The 14015-nt window shown below is 69.9% G+C and carries 14 protein-coding genes; 4 read left to right on the top strand and 10 right to left on the bottom strand.

The features are described from left to right. Positions 1-331 precede the first annotated feature (331 nt). Entirely contained in the window at positions 332-535 is a 204-nt protein-coding gene (locus JOC24_RS13950; RefSeq protein ID WP_014158060.1) for a cold-shock protein, read from the bottom strand. A gap of 876 nt (positions 536-1411) precedes the next feature. Between JOC24_RS13950 and JOC24_RS13955 the strand changes: the two genes are divergently transcribed. After that, the gene (locus JOC24_RS13955) at positions 1412-2029 is read left to right on the top strand and encodes a hypothetical protein (protein WP_205020562.1); all 618 of its coding nucleotides are present in this window, start codon (positions 1412-1414) and stop codon (positions 2027-2029) included. A 388-nt stretch (positions 2030-2417) separates the two neighbouring features. Here JOC24_RS13955 and JOC24_RS13960 read toward each other — a convergent pair whose 3' ends face one another. Beyond that, positions 2418-3290 (bottom strand): SGNH/GDSL hydrolase family protein, encoded by an 873-nt coding sequence (locus tag JOC24_RS13960; protein ID WP_205020563.1) that lies wholly within the window; start codon positions 3288-3290, stop codon positions 2418-2420. A 524-nt stretch (positions 3291-3814) separates the two neighbouring features. Between JOC24_RS13960 and JOC24_RS13965 the strand changes: the two genes are divergently transcribed. Then, positions 3815-4705, top strand: a complete 891-nt coding sequence (locus JOC24_RS13965) for a TIGR03620 family F420-dependent LLM class oxidoreductase (protein WP_205020564.1) — start codon at positions 3815-3817, stop codon at positions 4703-4705. Positions 4706-4902: 197 nt separating this feature from the next. Here JOC24_RS13965 and JOC24_RS13970 read toward each other — a convergent pair whose 3' ends face one another. The 5 genes from JOC24_RS13970 to JOC24_RS13990 all read right to left on the bottom strand — a co-directional run bounded on the left by JOC24_RS13970 (position 4903) and on the right by JOC24_RS13990 (position 8916). Continuing rightward, on the bottom strand, positions 4903-5748 hold the full coding sequence (locus JOC24_RS13970; RefSeq protein WP_205020565.1) for a GNAT family N-acetyltransferase: 846 nt from the start codon (positions 5746-5748) through the stop codon (positions 4903-4905). A gap of 394 nt (positions 5749-6142) precedes the next feature. Continuing rightward, positions 6143-6814: a maleylpyruvate isomerase family mycothiol-dependent enzyme gene (locus JOC24_RS13975; RefSeq protein ID WP_205020566.1), complete on the bottom strand. Its 672-nt coding sequence runs from the start codon at positions 6812-6814 to the stop codon at positions 6143-6145. 416 nt (positions 6815-7230) lie between these two features. Further along, positions 7231-7401, bottom strand: a complete 171-nt coding sequence (locus tag JOC24_RS13980) for a hypothetical protein (RefSeq protein WP_167359515.1) — start codon at positions 7399-7401, stop codon at positions 7231-7233. A gap of 430 nt (positions 7402-7831) precedes the next feature. Continuing rightward, positions 7832-8413, bottom strand: a complete 582-nt coding sequence (locus tag JOC24_RS13985) for a DUF1707 SHOCT-like domain-containing protein (RefSeq protein ID WP_205020567.1) — start codon at positions 8411-8413, stop codon at positions 7832-7834. Positions 8414-8649: 236 nt separating this feature from the next. After that, the gene (locus JOC24_RS13990) at positions 8650-8916 is read right to left on the bottom strand and encodes a hypothetical protein (RefSeq protein ID WP_205020568.1); all 267 of its coding nucleotides are present in this window, start codon (positions 8914-8916) and stop codon (positions 8650-8652) included. Positions 8917-9104: 188 nt separating this feature from the next. Here JOC24_RS13990 and JOC24_RS13995 point away from each other — a divergent pair, with 188 nt between their 5' ends. Together JOC24_RS13995 and JOC24_RS14000 are read left to right on the top strand one after the other, a co-directional pair. Next, the gene (locus tag JOC24_RS13995; protein WP_205020569.1) at positions 9105-9527 is read left to right on the top strand and encodes a PPOX class F420-dependent oxidoreductase; all 423 of its coding nucleotides are present in this window, start codon (positions 9105-9107) and stop codon (positions 9525-9527) included. 404 nt (positions 9528-9931) lie between these two features. Further along, positions 9932-10363: a VOC family protein gene (locus JOC24_RS14000; protein WP_205020570.1), complete on the top strand. Its 432-nt coding sequence runs from the start codon at positions 9932-9934 to the stop codon at positions 10361-10363. 81 nt (positions 10364-10444) lie between these two features. On the opposite strand, the gene JOC24_RS14005 is transcribed toward JOC24_RS14000, so the two are convergent. From JOC24_RS14005 to JOC24_RS14015, 3 genes are all read right to left on the bottom strand, one after another. Continuing rightward, positions 10445-11212 carry an NPP1 family protein gene (locus JOC24_RS14005; RefSeq protein WP_205020571.1) on the bottom strand — a complete coding sequence of 256 codons (768 nt, stop codon included), beginning with the start codon at positions 11210-11212 and terminating at the stop codon, positions 10445-10447. A gap of 219 nt (positions 11213-11431) precedes the next feature. Further along, positions 11432-12523 (bottom strand): hypothetical protein, encoded by a 1092-nt coding sequence (locus JOC24_RS14010; RefSeq protein WP_307792694.1) that lies wholly within the window; start codon positions 12521-12523, stop codon positions 11432-11434. A 639-nt stretch (positions 12524-13162) separates the two neighbouring features. Beyond that, the gene (locus tag JOC24_RS14015) at positions 13163-14002 is read right to left on the bottom strand and encodes a PepSY domain-containing protein (RefSeq protein WP_205020573.1); all 840 of its coding nucleotides are present in this window, start codon (positions 14000-14002) and stop codon (positions 13163-13165) included. Positions 14003-14015: the final 13 nt, after the last annotated feature.

Raw genomic sequence — 14015 nt, forward strand, 5'->3', positions numbered from 1 at the left:
GGTTACCGGCCGCGGCTGGGTGCGACTTCCGCAGGCCGGGCGGTATCCATCAGAATGACGTCGTGGCTGCCGGGTGCCCTCCGGTGGAGCGGCGTTCGCGCGGCAGGGGGCCGGGGCCGTGGAGGCGAAATGTCGCCTCGCGCCTTCGCATCGGGCCGTGACGCTCGCGATGAGGGCGCGGATTGTGTGCGAGACAGATTGCTCGGGTGTCCCAGTGACCGTGCTCGGTAGGGGCTGTCCGCACCGCTGCACGTGTTTGCAGCGGGTGATTGCCGGTGACCAGGCCCTCGGGTCGTGCTTCCCGGGGGCCTGGGCGACCTCGGCTGCGGGATCAGGCGGTGGTGATGTTCTCCGCCTGCGGGCCCTTCTGCCCCTGGGTCACGTCGAAGGTGACGGCCTGGCCTTCCTGGAGCTCACGGAAGCCAGTGGCGTTGATGGCGGAGTAATGCGCGAAGACGTCCGGCCCGCCGCCGTCCTGCTGGATGAAGCCGAAACCCTTTTCCGCGTTGAACCACTTGACGGTTCCGCTGGCCATGCTCGTGCCTTCCCGTTGAGATCCGGACCCGCACCGCGCGGCCCCGGAGACGTCATGGCCCGTACCGGCACAGCAGAATGCCCGCACCGAAGCGCGGGCTGGTACGGCGAACCACGACATCTGGCAGTGACGCTACATGGCGAAACCGCCCCCCACCAGAGAGCAACGACTGGATGTGTGCGTCGGATGGACTCGGCTCACTCCGACGGCACGCCTTATGCGCGTACCGCGGGCGTCGGCCGTCGGATGCTCGCGGCCGAAACGCCGTGGCGTGGCGCGCGGGCCGGAGCGCCGAGTCACCCCTTCGCAGGCGGCAGCGCATCCGGGTGAACTCATTCGCAGCAGGTGTCCGCAGCACGGTTCGGAGGTCACCCGGATCGAGCCTCTGAGCTGCGAGAACTCACCCGTAGGAGGCTTTCGCCCTGTCAGCGGACCGCACCGGGGCCGGCGGGCTCGGCGCACCACATCCATCGGCGCCGTGCGCCCGGCCCACCCACCGGCTGCGCCGCGCGGTGAGACGAAGTCGGTTGCCCCGTACAAGGGTTTCTGCCCAGCCGGACAGAGATGTGTGAACGGTGAAACCTTCGACGGAAAGGGCACGAACCACTTCCGACGGGCCACGTGCACCAGTGGGGAGCCCTCCGCACCGCGCGGGAGCCACCCACTTCCGGATGCACACTTTCGCGCCAACATCCCGGAGAAATCATGGTGTTGGGTACGGCGCTCCGGAAGTGACAGGCACAGTCACCTTGCGATCGCGTTCCGAACGCATGCCCGCGTCCGGGGTGAATCGGTGTCCACTGGGCGCTACTTTCGTTGATGTAGGTAGCATCATCCGCCATACGCATTCAAGACACGGCGAAAGACGAGGACTGCATGTCCGAAAACACTCCTACATCCGGCATCAGCGCAGACTACGCACAACGGATCACAGATGACCTTGAGGCGAACCGAAGTGAGCAGGACCGGGCGCGCGCCGAGCTGACCCGCCTGCAGGGCGAACTCGTCCAGCTTGAGGAGGGTGAGCAGATCCTGGTCAAGATGCAAGAGGTACTGGGACGTACCGGTAAGCCGGCCGCGGGCAAGGGCAAGGGCAAGGGCCGCAAGGCGGCGGTGTCCGTACCCGCCGCGCGTCGCGCCAAGGGCAGGACGGCATCCCGGAAGGGAGTGGAGGGGGCGAAGCCCCGGACCCGCACCGGCCAGAAGGCGCAGACCTCGGCCGGAGTGACCGCGGCCCCGAAGGGGGCCGGCGAGCCGACCTGGCGCACGCTGGTCACCGGATTCCTCGCGGACCAGAGGGAGCCGAAGTCCGCCGCCGAGGTGACCGCGGCCCTGACCGAAGCTCACCCGCAGCGCGCCACGCAGGTGGCCGTGGTGCGCAACACCCTGGAACAAGGGGTCGCGCACGGGCTGCTGGAACGCTCCAAGCAGGGACGCTCCGTCTACTACAGCCCCGTCTCGGCCGCGGTCACAGCCGGGGCGCCCGCCGAGTAGCTGCAGCGCGGAACAGTGGAGCCCTCCGGACAGCCCGGCTCGCTCCGGGCCATGTGAAGTGGCCGGACGTCAGGACTGCGGCCCCGGCGGCCGAGCGGGTGAGCACCGCAAGCTCCGTCGGTCGCATTGTCATCGCGCGTTCGGCACTCGTCCCGGTTCGCCGGCCGGACCACAGGGCCACCGTCGACGCGAGTGAGTTGCATTCGACCGGGAATCGGTCACCGCGCACGGTGAGGGCCTCCGGGGACGGGTGCCTCCCGAAAGGTCGCACAAGCGCGTCGCCCGTCGCCCTGGCCGTCGGTCAACCACCTGCGCGCACGGTGCACAGACCTGCCAGTTCCTCCGCGGCCGGGCTTCACGACAGGCCGGAGTCATGATGACTCCGGGTTCAGCCGGCGTTCGTGCGGGTGCGGACGGCGTCAGCGAGTGCGCGGCCGATGGCCTTGGACCCGCCCGCGTTGGGATGCAGCGGGGTTGCGGTGTGGGTGGGGACGAGGCCCTCGGTGTACCGGTCGGCGGGGGCCGCACACGAGTCATGGCCTACGCCGAGCGAGTAGGTGTCCACGAAGGTCACGTCGTGCTGCCGGGCCGTCGCCCTCAGTGCGGCGCTGAGGTGGTCGACCGCGCCCTGGACGTAGTCGGCGTCGACGTCCCAGATGGGCTGGGTGGGGAAGCAGCCGCCCGGGCGGATGTAGTTCCCGTAGCCGACGACGAACACTTCGGCGTGCGGTGCCCGCTGCCGGATCCGGTGCAGGACGACGGAGAACTCAGGCACCCACGCGTCGATGCCGGCCTTCACGATGTCGACGCCGCCTTTCGTGTTCCTGGCCGCACAACTGGTACCGACGGGTTTGGGCAACAGGTTGACGCATCCCAGCGCGGCGGCGACAAGTCCTGTGTCGTTGCCGCCGATCGTGATGCTGACGACATCGGTATCCTCCGTCACGGCATCGAACTGGGGTTTGGTACCCGGGTGCTGGGAGGTACTGAGGTGCTCGACCGTCGCGGCGGAGCAGCTGACGTCGGTGAGCCTGGCGCCCATAGCCTCGGCCGCCCTGTGCGGGTAGTCCGCCAGGGACCGCAGACACAAGGGATTCGAGGAGTCTGCCGGCAGTACGAGCGGGGCGGCGGCGAACGAGTCCCCCAGAGCCACGTAGTCGAGGGGCTCGGTGGTCACGGCGGCAGCCGGTGCCGTGACGGTCGCAGCCAGGGCTGTCGCAGCCACTGCGGATGTGAGCGCGTGGTGCAGGCCGAGCTTCATGTGCGGCTCCTTGGACGTGCGTACGGAGGTGTTGCGGACGCGCCGAGGGCGACCGGCCTCAGGGACGGGTGACGCGAAGGCGGGCTGTGAGGCACGGGTGGACGAGCCTGTCTGCCGGTCGGTGAGTCTGTGATGCGGGTACATCATGTCGTTCACCGGCGCCCTGCTCCCGGTAGGGAGAACAGCATTCCGAGAGGTGGTGCGTGTCCGCGTACGACGCCGACGGGATCTCCGGCGACGCGGACAGCCTGCATCAGTCCCGGCCGGCATCCGTCCACCGGCCGCGGAGAGCGGTCTCCCGGAACGGCTCACTGCCCGACTCCCGGTCCATCGGATGCGGCCGGGCGACCAGGCACGCATGATCCTGCGCGGTATCGGCGACACCGCGCAGGGGCCGACGAGGGCTCGGTCCGAGCGTCCGGGCAGGGCGGAGTGCCTCGGTGCGGGGTCTCGTACGGGAGGCGGCGATCGGGTGAACCCCGCCCGGCGGGGAATAGCGGGCACGCATCGATGTTGACGTCACCATGGCTTCTGAGACGCGTGGGACTTTCGGACGGATCGGCATCTGGAGCGGCGCCCTGCACGGGTCGCGAACGGACGAGGCGGGTAGACACGCGATCGCGGAAGCGGCGGCCGAGCTCGAGGAGCTGAGGTACGGCACGCTCTGGATCGGCGGCAGCCCGTCGGTGGAGGACGCCGCAGCCGTGGTGGCCGCCACCCGCGCGGTCACCGTGGCCACAGGAATCCTGAGCATCTGGGACCATCCGGCCGAGGAGGTGGCGGCGGGGGTCGCCGCGATCGACGCGAGCGCACGCGGGCGGTTCGTACTCGGCCTGGGCGTCAGCCACAGCCCGATGGTGCCGCAGTACACGAAGCCGTACAGCGCCATGGTGACCTATCTCGACGTACTCGACGCCGCGGCACCGCCGGTGGGGTCCGGACACCGGGTCCTCGCCGCGCTCGGGCCGAAGATGCTGCGACTCGCCACCGACCGCGCGCTGGGCGCGCACCCCTATCTCGTCACCGCCGAACACACCGCGGAGGCACGTACGGCACTCGGTCCCGACGCGCTCCTCGCCCCGGAGCTGTCGGTCGTCCTCGACACCGACGCCGACCGGGCCCGCACCACCGCGCGGGCCATGCTGGCCCTGTACCTGCAGTTGCCGAACTACACGGCCAACTTGTTGCGCCTCGGGTTCACCGAGGACGACTTCGCCGGCGGTGGCAGCATCCGTCTCCTGGATGCCCTGTTCGCCCTGGGCGACGCCGAACGCGTGAGGGCACGGACCCAGGAGTTCTTCGACGCCGGCGCCGACCATGTGGCGCTGCAGGTCCTCACCGCCGACGAGGGTGGCAGCGGCCTTCCGCGGACCGAATGGCGTGAGCTGGCCGGGGCGTTGGCCGACGAACTGTAGCCCGCAGTCCACGGCGGCGGGTGGGCCGCAGCGCACCGTCCGGACGGTGCACCGAGCCGGCCTCTCGGCTTCAGGCGGCGCAGTGGGCAAAAAGTGTGGGCCTCCTCCCCCGCCCGTGAGTGACGTCGCCCGCCGCCCGTTCGGCACGGAGCCTGCGCGAGAGGCAGCCCGACGGTCGCGCAGAGGCCGGCTCGGCGCTATCCCAGTTCGATGGTGGTCGCGGCGAAGAGGCCGGCCATGTCGATGGCAGGTGCGTCCCCGGTGTACATCCGGGCGCACTCGAAGGTCGGTTCGAGGCCCAGCCGCTCCATCAGCCTGATCGCCGGTACGTTCACGTCAGGCACGTCCATGGCCAGCGGCACCCCCTGCTGAGCCGCCGCCAGACTGTTGAGCAGGGCGAGGGCGATGTCGTCCGAATCTGCGTACAGGGGACCCACACGAGCACCGGACTCGGCCGGGCGCACGACCCCGAAGCCCTTCAGCTCACCGTCCTGGAGTGCCACAAGGGCCGTGTGACCGGGCGTGCCCACCCAGAGGGAGAGGAAGGCGTCGCGCCTGGCGGGAAAGAAGCGGCGGTCGTAGGAGGCGAGCGTGCCGAAGGGAACCGAGCCGGCGTCGGTCACCGTGACGTCTCCGGACGGCACCTCGCCGGCCGGCACTCCCGCGTACCGCATGTGGGTCCAGGCTGTGCGGAAACCGGACTTGCGGTAGCTGTCCTGCTGATCCACGACACCGTCCAGGCCCACCCTCCTGCCGTTCAGGTGCTGCATGGCCGCCCGCCACGCCTGGATCCCGTAGCCCTGGCCACGGAACGGGGGCCGTGCGATGTAGAACCCGATGAATCCGAAATCTGCCCCGTAACGCACGGCGGAGATGGAGGTGACCGGGTCTTCGTCCAGTTTGCCCAGGAGGAAGCCGCGCGGGTCTGCCGCGTGGAAGGGGAGATGGTCCATCTTTCCCGGGTTCCACTGTTCTTCGGCGGCCCACTCCAGGAATCGAGCCATCTCACGGATGCCGGCGGTCGTGATCTCGTACTCTGCCATGCCCCTATTTCATTCGTTTCGGTGAATCAGCGATGGGTTCCGGCTGCCGTCCAGGCTGGGCGTCCCGGCCCGGCCCACTGTCGGCGTGCCGGAACGCCAGGCTGTTCCACAGCCCCCGCGCCACGGGCGCGTGGACCACGGCAGGACGGGCCCTGCACGATGGAGCACGCAGTATTCCTCCTGCGCGTACCTGAGTGTTCCTCGCCGATTCCCACGACAGCGGATGTCGATGCCGCCGTCGACGCGCGCTACGCCGAACTCACGCCCGGCTGTCGGAGCCGGGTTCGTCGAGACCGGGTGCGTGTTCCGGGGGCCACGCGAAGTCGGACGTCTTCGTCGAGGCCATCTGCTGGTGCCGCCCGGGCGGCTGACGCAGTGGACCACGCTGAGCACGTCAGCCCGTTGCCGTTCCGCAACGTCGACGGAGGAGCTCGACTCCGTCACCTTCCAGATCGTCCAGGTACGACGTGCGACCGGTCATCGCCATCACGAGAGCCAGGGTGGTGCCGGACACCAGCGGGCCGGCACCGGTCGTGAAGGGACCGTCACACGCCACGAGTCGTAGGCCTCGGATGCGTCCCTTGGCGAGGACCACCATGTCCGAACTGCGGTAGTGGTCGGCGACCTGCGTGACCGTGGCCATCGGGTAGTCCCGGCGGATGCCCAACGGGCGCCGGATGTCCTCGCCGTGCACGATCGTCTCCCCGAGCATGGCGATGACGGGCAGCGGCGGCTTCGTCGTGCTCCGAACGACGTGCCGGAACCGCTCGAGCGTCTCACCCGGGGATGCGCCCAACTGCTCGGCCAGGCGCATGGCCACCTGCTTGTCGAAGTCGAACCGGCAGCGGAGCACACCTGCCAGCCATCGCACGGAGTCGAGACTTGCTCCGGCGGTGAGATGGGCCAATGCCTCACGCACCGTCAGTTCAGTGCACAGCGAGGGCGTGGACCACTGCTCCTCGGACAGCGATGCGAGATCGGCCGCCAGCCCCGCTCGCTCGGAATGGATCAGCGGCCAGATCTCTTGTCCGCGTCCACGGTGTGCGGCCGTTCTCGAATCAGTCATCCGGGAGTGTCTCCTGTATCGAACCTGCCCTGCATCGGGCCCGGTGCGGACGGCATCCGGCCGGACGCCGCAGGAGAGACTTCCGCCGCGGTACGGAATCATCGGCGTCGCCTGGAATTCCTTTCGGCGACACCGAACCAGGGATCGTGCGAGGCCGTTCCCTGGCCTGACCGTTCCGCGTCCGCACTCCGGTTGTGCACGCAGGGCTCGCCGCCCGCGGGGTCGACACGGTCGCGCGTTTCCCGGGCGCGAGCAAGTCAACTGCGTGCGCCGTGCGGACCCTGAGCACCGGGCAGCAGGCGCACGCAGCTGAGTTCGATCCCGGCGGTCGGACCGGCGCCGGCCCGCCGGGAGGGGGGCGAAGGCATGCGGCAGGCCGGCGGTCCGGTCGCGACCGGCCGGGCGGATCGGGACGGTCAGCGTCGGCCGACTCGCCGCCCGTTGCCGATGCCCGCCACGTGCAGGGCGAGCAGGATGAGGCCGATCAGCATGACGTTCGTCGATGCGAAGATGTCGTTCGTCGCAATATCAGCGGCGTTGATCAGGAAAGCGATGAAGAACAGTACTGCCGCGGCTATCCCCAGCATGACGTAGCTCCTTTTGTCGATGGAACACGTGTGCCCCCGCCTGTCTGGATCAGACCTGGGGGCCGGCATCCGAATCGGCGCCCGTGGGCCGGTGGCAGGGAAGCCGGCGGCACCGGCTCCCGGGGCGGGCCCGGGTCGGGCGATCGTGCTTCGGCGGAAGGCCGGCGTGGACGGCCGTCCGGGCGATGGAACGTCGATCCGCTTCGTCCTGCGCCGGGGACTTCAGGTGCTGGCTGCACGAGATGGCACACCTGTGCCCGGGCGCTCATCACGGCGGGACCGACGAAGGCGCGGTCACACGGGGCAGGGCGGCCCGATCCGAAGCTGACGAGCTCTCGGCCGGGCGTCGACCAACGGCGTGGTAGGGCACATCACAGGCCCGCACGCCTCCGAGGACTCCACTCGGGGAGCCCAGCTCCCCCGCCCGCCCTCAACGGCTCTCGCGCTGCAGCTTGCGGCGCTCACCGCGCTTGGGGTGACGGATCGTCACACCGCCCATCCCGCAGTCGCCGGTCAAGCGGATCACGGGCGAGCCCGGCAGCCTCTCGGCGGTCGTCCTGTTCCGCAGACCGGCCAGGCCGGGATCCACCTGCCCCGCTTCCACCACCCAACCGTCGGGGACGACGATCTCGACACCCCCTGCCCCGCCGCTCACCTCGATCTCCACCACCCGCAGTCGGCACTCGACCCGCGTGAAGTCGATCTTGACGCCGCCGAGCCCGCCGAACGCTCTGATCTGTGCCGGTACGCGCCAGACACCGTCCTGCACCGCTCCGGCCATGCCGCCTTTGACCAACAGCGGCTGGGCCGGGGGCAGCACCGGCAGCAGATCGGCGGTGAGCGGTGCCAGTTCGGCGTGTGTCCTGGCGGCCAGGGCCACCTCCAGCCGCGTGCCCAGTTCGTCGAGGTCGATGCGGCCGTCGGCCGCCGCCTCCTGCAACTCGGCCACCACCGCTTCGCGGTCCGCGTCGGAAGCACGCAGGGGAACGGGTTGCGAGGGCTCAACGGTCATGAGCCGATGATAACGAGGGCGATGACCGAGATGGGCCCGCACGGCGACTCCACGGAGGTGCCCGGGTCCGCGTGGCCACGGTGCAACTGCCTGCGCTCCACGAACCCGACTCCGCGTCCATGCTCGACGAACGCACAACCGCACCGACGGAGTTGCACCGACCTCGCGGACGCCGAGCAGCTGGACCTAGCCCTTCCCGGCATCGGGGCTTCCGGGTGGGTGAGGGCGCGCCCAGGTCACGGGCTGTCCGCCTCCCAGGCCCAGCGCTTGGGGTCGGTCGCCACGGGCCCGTACACAGTGTGTCCGCCCGCACCGAATCTGCCCAGCTCCGTACCGAGCGCGGCCCCTACGGCTAGGCGCTCTTCGGGCCAGCCGGTCACATCCAGAAGCAGCCCGTCCAGCGGGCCTCCCACCAGTTCCACGTAGACGTGCCCGGGCCGGGGGCCCGGATCGGGATCGTCGTGGTCGGCGCCGTAGACGCGGCGCCTCATCAGTTCGTCCATGTCCCCAGCATCACAGCCACCACCGACAGTCCCTCCCGCGAGCCGGCGCGTGACGAGCGTGGACGCGCGGCGCCGGGACGGTCCCGGACGCCGCCCCCCTCGTGTGGCAGCGTGGAGGTGCGCCCTCCGATCCATCCGGTGTGGTTCACCGCCACGGGGAGGGCGCAGCACGAGACAGAGGAGAGAACATGTCGAAGCCGCCGCTTCCCGACGCCGCGGTCGCTATGCTGCGCAAGCCCAATCCGGCGGTGATCGCCACACTTCGCTCGGACGGGCAGCCGGTGTCCACGGCCACCTGGTACCTCTGGGACGACGGCCGGGTGCTGGTCAACATGGACGAGGGCCGCAAGCGCCTCGACCACGTCCGCAGGGACCCACGCGTCACCCTGACCGTGCTCGACGACTCCGACTGGTACACCCATGTGACCTTGATCGGGCACGTCGTCGAGATGAGCGACGACGAGGGTCTGGTCGGCATCGACCGGCTGTCCCAGCAGTACCTCGGCCAGCCGTACGCGGACCGCGACCGCGGCCGGGTCAACGCCTGGATCGAGATCGACCGTTGGCACGGTTGGGGTGGCTTCCGGGACAGCACCCAGGCAGCGACCTAGGCCGCCCGACCGCATCACTCGAATGGCAATCGAAAGCGTCCTGGTGACGGACGCGCGGAGGGTGCGGACCGAGCCCTCCGCGCGGACCGGGCGCCGAAGCCCGAGGCCGGGCCCACAGAGGGAGACCCCGCCGACGACGTCGGTACCCTCCTGCCACCCGGCGGGCCGACCTGGCCCGGCGAGGCGTGCTGACGACGCGGTGTCAGTTTCTCGGGGCCTGGTCACGGGCCCGCCAGCGGGACAAATGATCGAAGTGCGGGCCTTACTGGCGTTGCGGAGCACGCCGCGGGCCCCTCGTGCGCAACGGTTGGACCCTCATCGGCGAAGCCGCGGCGCCCCTGCCGTCGCGGCTTCGCCGATGACGATCCGACCGGTCGGCGCACCGGCTCTGCTGAGGAGGTCCCATGAACTGGACACTTGAGGTCATCCCGGTCCCCGTCACCGACATGGACCGTGCAAAAGCGTTCTATACCGAGAGGGTGAACTTCAAGCTGGATCTGGACGACGAGGTCGCCCCTGGTGTGCGCATCATCCAGATGACTCCTCCGGGCTCACGGTGTTCCATCGCCATGCTCCAGGGGATGCCTCCCTTCCCCGGGGAGAAGGTGATGGCGCCCGGCACGCTGCATGGGCTGCAAATCTGTGTGACGGACATCGAGGCGGCACGCGAGGAACTGGTGAGCCGGGGCGTGGAAGTCTCTCCGGTTCGTCATGTGGGCGCGACGGGCTGGGAGGAAGGCAGGGGCGACACCTGGAACTCGTTCATGTCCTTCACCGATCCGGACGGCAACGGATGGGTCGTCCAGGAGGCGCCTTCCGAGCTGTCGGCCCGCTGACATCCCGCCGGAGCGGGCTCACGACCCCCGTCGCCCTCGCGCCGCGGGGGCGGGCGGCGTCGCCGACCCGCCCCCCGAATGTCAGGCGCGGGGGTCGAACGGGATTCCGGCAGGCAGGGCCTTTTCCAGGTGGCTCGCGAAGTTGCCGTCCTTGAGGCCGAACACTGCGCTGCCGAAGTCCGCCTGGACCAGCTTGTCCCGCAGCCCGGCCGGGTAGCCGTTCCAGCCGACGAGAGCGGGGAACCGCCACTGGCTGTAGTGGTTCTCCGGAGGCTCGTCGCCGGTATTGGCGGGGCGGAAGCAGTGCGTGCCGGGCCCGTCCTTGTGGTAAACGATCTTCGGGTGCGATCCGTCCCACCGGATCTGCTCGCTGGAGTAGACGTCGAAGTCACCATGGGCCGAGGTCGACACGAAGCGGGCTTGGTTGTTCTGGACCCACACCACCACGTGCTCCCAGTCGTGCCGGTGCCCACCGAGCCCGCTGCCGGCCACCGCCTGGTCCTTCTCGAAGTAGAGCCCGTACATGACCGCGCACCAGCCGTTGTTGCATGTGGAGCGGGAATAGCCGTTGGTGTTGTCCAGATCGACGGCGTCCCGGCAGCTGCCGTTGACGGCCCCGGTGGTATTGAGGCCGGCGGCAACGGTTCCGTCCGGGCCGATCGCGGGCGTGGGGTAACAGCCGTCCGTGTCGTAGTCGTACGCCGGTTGGAAGGTCTGCTCCATCACGTCCGCGTTCGCGGGAAGCGCGGCCGGTGGGGCGGCGAGCGCACTGCTCGCGGTAGCGATGACCAGCGCGATGGCGCTGGTCACGACGAGCGCGGCCTTGCGGATCGATGCACTGCGTTTCACTGCGTCCTCCAGGTGGGCGCGTGGCTGTGGGGAAGGCACGCGCGGCTACGCCTGACATGCCCACAGCAACGCCCTTGAATCCTGCGGACGCACTTCGTTCGACACCGTAACGGCCACACAGGCCAGGCGGGACGTCCTCCGGCAGGAAGCGCATCCACATCCCGGACCGGCGGACGCGACGTCAGGCGCCGCGTGTGCGGGCCGGTCACGCACCCCTGCCTACTGAGCGGGGCGTCCGGCTGCGGGGACGGGGGCCGCCGTACCGGTCCTTACAGCCTTTCCCGGGCGCAGGGTCCACGGCACGGGACCGGTGTTCATCAGCCACCCGTCGGCGATCAGCCGGCGGATGACGAGGATCCGCAGTTCCCGCGACATCTTTCCCCAGCCCATCCCCTTGCAGAGCTGCTTCACGGACGGGCCGTGGCCGTGCACCGCGCGGAACTCCATGGCGAACTCCGCGGCAGCGGGCCCTTGGCCGGGGTACCTGGCCTCCCAGGCGCCGTACGCCTCGAGCACTTTCTCGTCGAACTGTGCGGGAACCGCCGTACGCATGAAGGCCTCCGACACCCTGGCCGTGGCCAGGGAACACTCGGGGCAGCTCTCAACCGCTTCGACGTGCCGCCGCAGGGCCACACTCGCCCGGTCTTTCCACTCGCCCCAGGTCGGACGTTCCTCATCCGGCTCGTCGCTCGCACCGGGCGCGGCGTCGGGCAGTGGGCGCATTCCCGCCAGGTGCCGCACGGCTTCTGCCAGCAGATACCGGTCGCTGTCCAACTCCCGCAGGAATCCCTTGGCGAGCAGCTCGGGCAGGGCGGTCCGGCAGTCGTCGGGAAGGGAGGCGGGCAGCGTCCCGTGCTCGTCGGCCGGCCCATGGGCCGCCAGGAAGAGCGCGGCCAGCCGCGCGGCAGACGATGCCTTTTTCACCGGCTTGGCGGCCAGGGTCCGGGTCGTCCAGCCCGACACCTTGGACCGCATCACCTTGCCGAAGGGGAGCCGGGAGTCGGGCTGAGCGCCGAGGTCCGGCACAGTGACGCCCACCGGGGTGACGAGGTCGTCGCCGAGCAGGGCGCCCTGTCCCTGCCAGCCCAGAGCGGCGAAGGCCGTGACCGCCCCCTCGGCGTCCGCCAAACGGAGGGAACGCACGTCCTGGCCGGTGAGGTTACCGATCCCGCTCCGGGCCGCCCTGATCGAGACGACGACAGCGAGGAGCCGCGCGTCGGCCCCCTTCAGCGGCAGCGAGGCGACGTAGGCCAGAAGGGCACGAGCGGCTTGCCCCTGACAGGGTGTCAGCAGGAAGGGCTTCGGCTGCACTGGCGTTGCGGTCGCGGCGGAGGGCGAGTTGGAAGAGGAGGAAGGCACGACCTGCACAACGCGCGAAAGGAGCCGAAGTTACTGTACATACCGCACAACGGCGGTCCGTAGCGCGCTCCGGGCGCCCTGACGGCTCCCCCGTGAGACCACCGGACGGACGGCTCCTCGCCGGGTCCGACGCACGGCACGCCGAGTTGCTCGCGGAGCAGGCGCGGGGACGCACCGCTTCCGCATCCTCACGGGCGGGGACGGAAACGCGCAGCGAGAGGTCAGGGTCTTCGGCGGACCGGACGGCCCGGCCGGACTCGGTCACCGGATCACCGAGCGTGCGGCGGGCGCGAACCAGCCACGTCGGGGCTCCGCGAGGTGCACCCACCGGCCTTCGCGGGAGTAACGGGTCGACCGCTCTCCGGGCCGAACACCCTGGACGACACGGGCTGCACGACGGTTCCGGCCCGTACGGGTCTCGTGGCGGCGGGCACCATCACTGTGCCGGGAGGGCCGGGGCTGCGCTTCCTCCCTGATGCGGCGGGTACAGGCTGCCGCGTCGGCCGCCACCTGGCCCGTGCGCCCCTGGAACGTACATCGGTGGCGCACCGCGATGCGGTCCGCCACCGATGGGTCCGTTCGTTACCGTGGTCAGTTGTCGTCGACCTGCTCGTCCGTGATCGTGCCCTTGGCCGCGTCGACGTCGAAGGTCGTCTTGTTCCAGTCCTTGGAGACCACGTCGACCTGCCAGACCAGGACCTGGCTGTCGTTCTCGTCGAGGGCGATCGAGGTGACCCAGCCGTCCTGCTTGTCCGTGGCGACCTTGGCGGCCTGCTCGGGGGTCTGCGTCGCCTGGGAGATCCGGTCCGCCAGTTGCTGCTTGTCGGCATCGCTCTGGTCGGCGTCCGGAGCGGAATCGATGACCTCGCCGGACACGGCGTCGATGGTCACGTCGTGTGCGGTGCCGTCCTCTTCTACGACCTCCGCGATCCACTTGGGGCTGCCGCCGCTGCCGCTCGGGCTCGGGCTCCCCGTCCCGCTCGGACTCCCGCTCGCCTCGGCACTCGGGCTGGAGCTACCGGTCGGGCTGGAGCTGCCGGTCGGGCTGGGGCTGCCTGTCGTGTCGTCGTCGAGACCCTCGAGTTCCAGGTCGGTGAGCTTGCCACCGGACACCTCGCCGACGGCCGTCGTGGCTGCCTTGTCGAAAGTGACCTTGACGGTCGACAGCAGTTCCTTGCGATCGGCCTGGGCCTTGGTCAGCTGCGCCGTCTCGGAGGGGCTGCCCGAGACGCTCTCGGAGGGGCTGGACGTCTGGTTCGGAAGGACCTTCGCAGCCTCAGAGGTCTCCGCGGCCGTATCGTCACCGCTGCCCTGACCACAGCCGGTCACGAGTGTGGCGGCAAGTGCGGCGGCACACAGTGCGCCGCCGGTGACACGGAGCCTGCGGGCACGCGGGGAAGCGGTCTTGTTTCGACAGAACTCAAATCTCATACCTGCATGCCTA

It is taken from the genome of Streptomyces sp. HB132 (genome assembly GCF_016909575.1).
In the GTDB taxonomy this organism is placed as follows: domain Bacteria; phylum Actinomycetota; class Actinomycetes; order Streptomycetales; family Streptomycetaceae; genus Streptomyces.

What these genes read in the sequence shown, in the direction of transcription:
- JOC24_RS13950 (WP_014158060.1), bottom strand. Translation starts at nt 535, where the DNA reads ATGGCCAGCGGAACCGTCAAGTGGTTCAACGCGGAAAAGGGTTTCGGC.
- JOC24_RS13955 (WP_205020562.1), top strand. Translation starts at nt 1,412, where the DNA reads ATGTCCGAAAACACTCCTACATCCGGCATCAGCGCAGACTACGCACAA.
- JOC24_RS13960 (WP_205020563.1), bottom strand. Translation starts at nt 3,290, where the DNA reads ATGAAGCTCGGCCTGCACCACGCGCTCACATCCGCAGTGGCTGCGACA.
- JOC24_RS13965 (WP_205020564.1), top strand. Translation starts at nt 3,815, where the DNA reads ATGGCTTCTGAGACGCGTGGGACTTTCGGACGGATCGGCATCTGGAGC.
- JOC24_RS13970 (WP_205020565.1), bottom strand. Translation starts at nt 5,748, where the DNA reads ATGGCAGAGTACGAGATCACGACCGCCGGCATCCGTGAGATGGCTCGA.
- JOC24_RS13975 (WP_205020566.1), bottom strand. Translation starts at nt 6,814, where the DNA reads ATGACTGATTCGAGAACGGCCGCACACCGTGGACGCGGACAAGAGATC.
- JOC24_RS13980 (WP_167359515.1), bottom strand. Translation starts at nt 7,401, where the DNA reads ATGCTGGGGATAGCCGCGGCAGTACTGTTCTTCATCGCTTTCCTGATC.
- JOC24_RS13985 (WP_205020567.1), bottom strand. Translation starts at nt 8,413, where the DNA reads ATGACCGTTGAGCCCTCGCAACCCGTTCCCCTGCGTGCTTCCGACGCG.
- JOC24_RS13990 (WP_205020568.1), bottom strand. Translation starts at nt 8,916, where the DNA reads ATGGACGAACTGATGAGGCGCCGCGTCTACGGCGCCGACCACGACGAT.
- JOC24_RS13995 (WP_205020569.1), top strand. Translation starts at nt 9,105, where the DNA reads ATGTCGAAGCCGCCGCTTCCCGACGCCGCGGTCGCTATGCTGCGCAAG.
- JOC24_RS14000 (WP_205020570.1), top strand. Translation starts at nt 9,932, where the DNA reads ATGAACTGGACACTTGAGGTCATCCCGGTCCCCGTCACCGACATGGAC.
- JOC24_RS14015 (WP_205020573.1), bottom strand. Translation starts at nt 14,002, where the DNA reads ATGAGATTTGAGTTCTGTCGAAACAAGACCGCTTCCCCGCGTGCCCGC.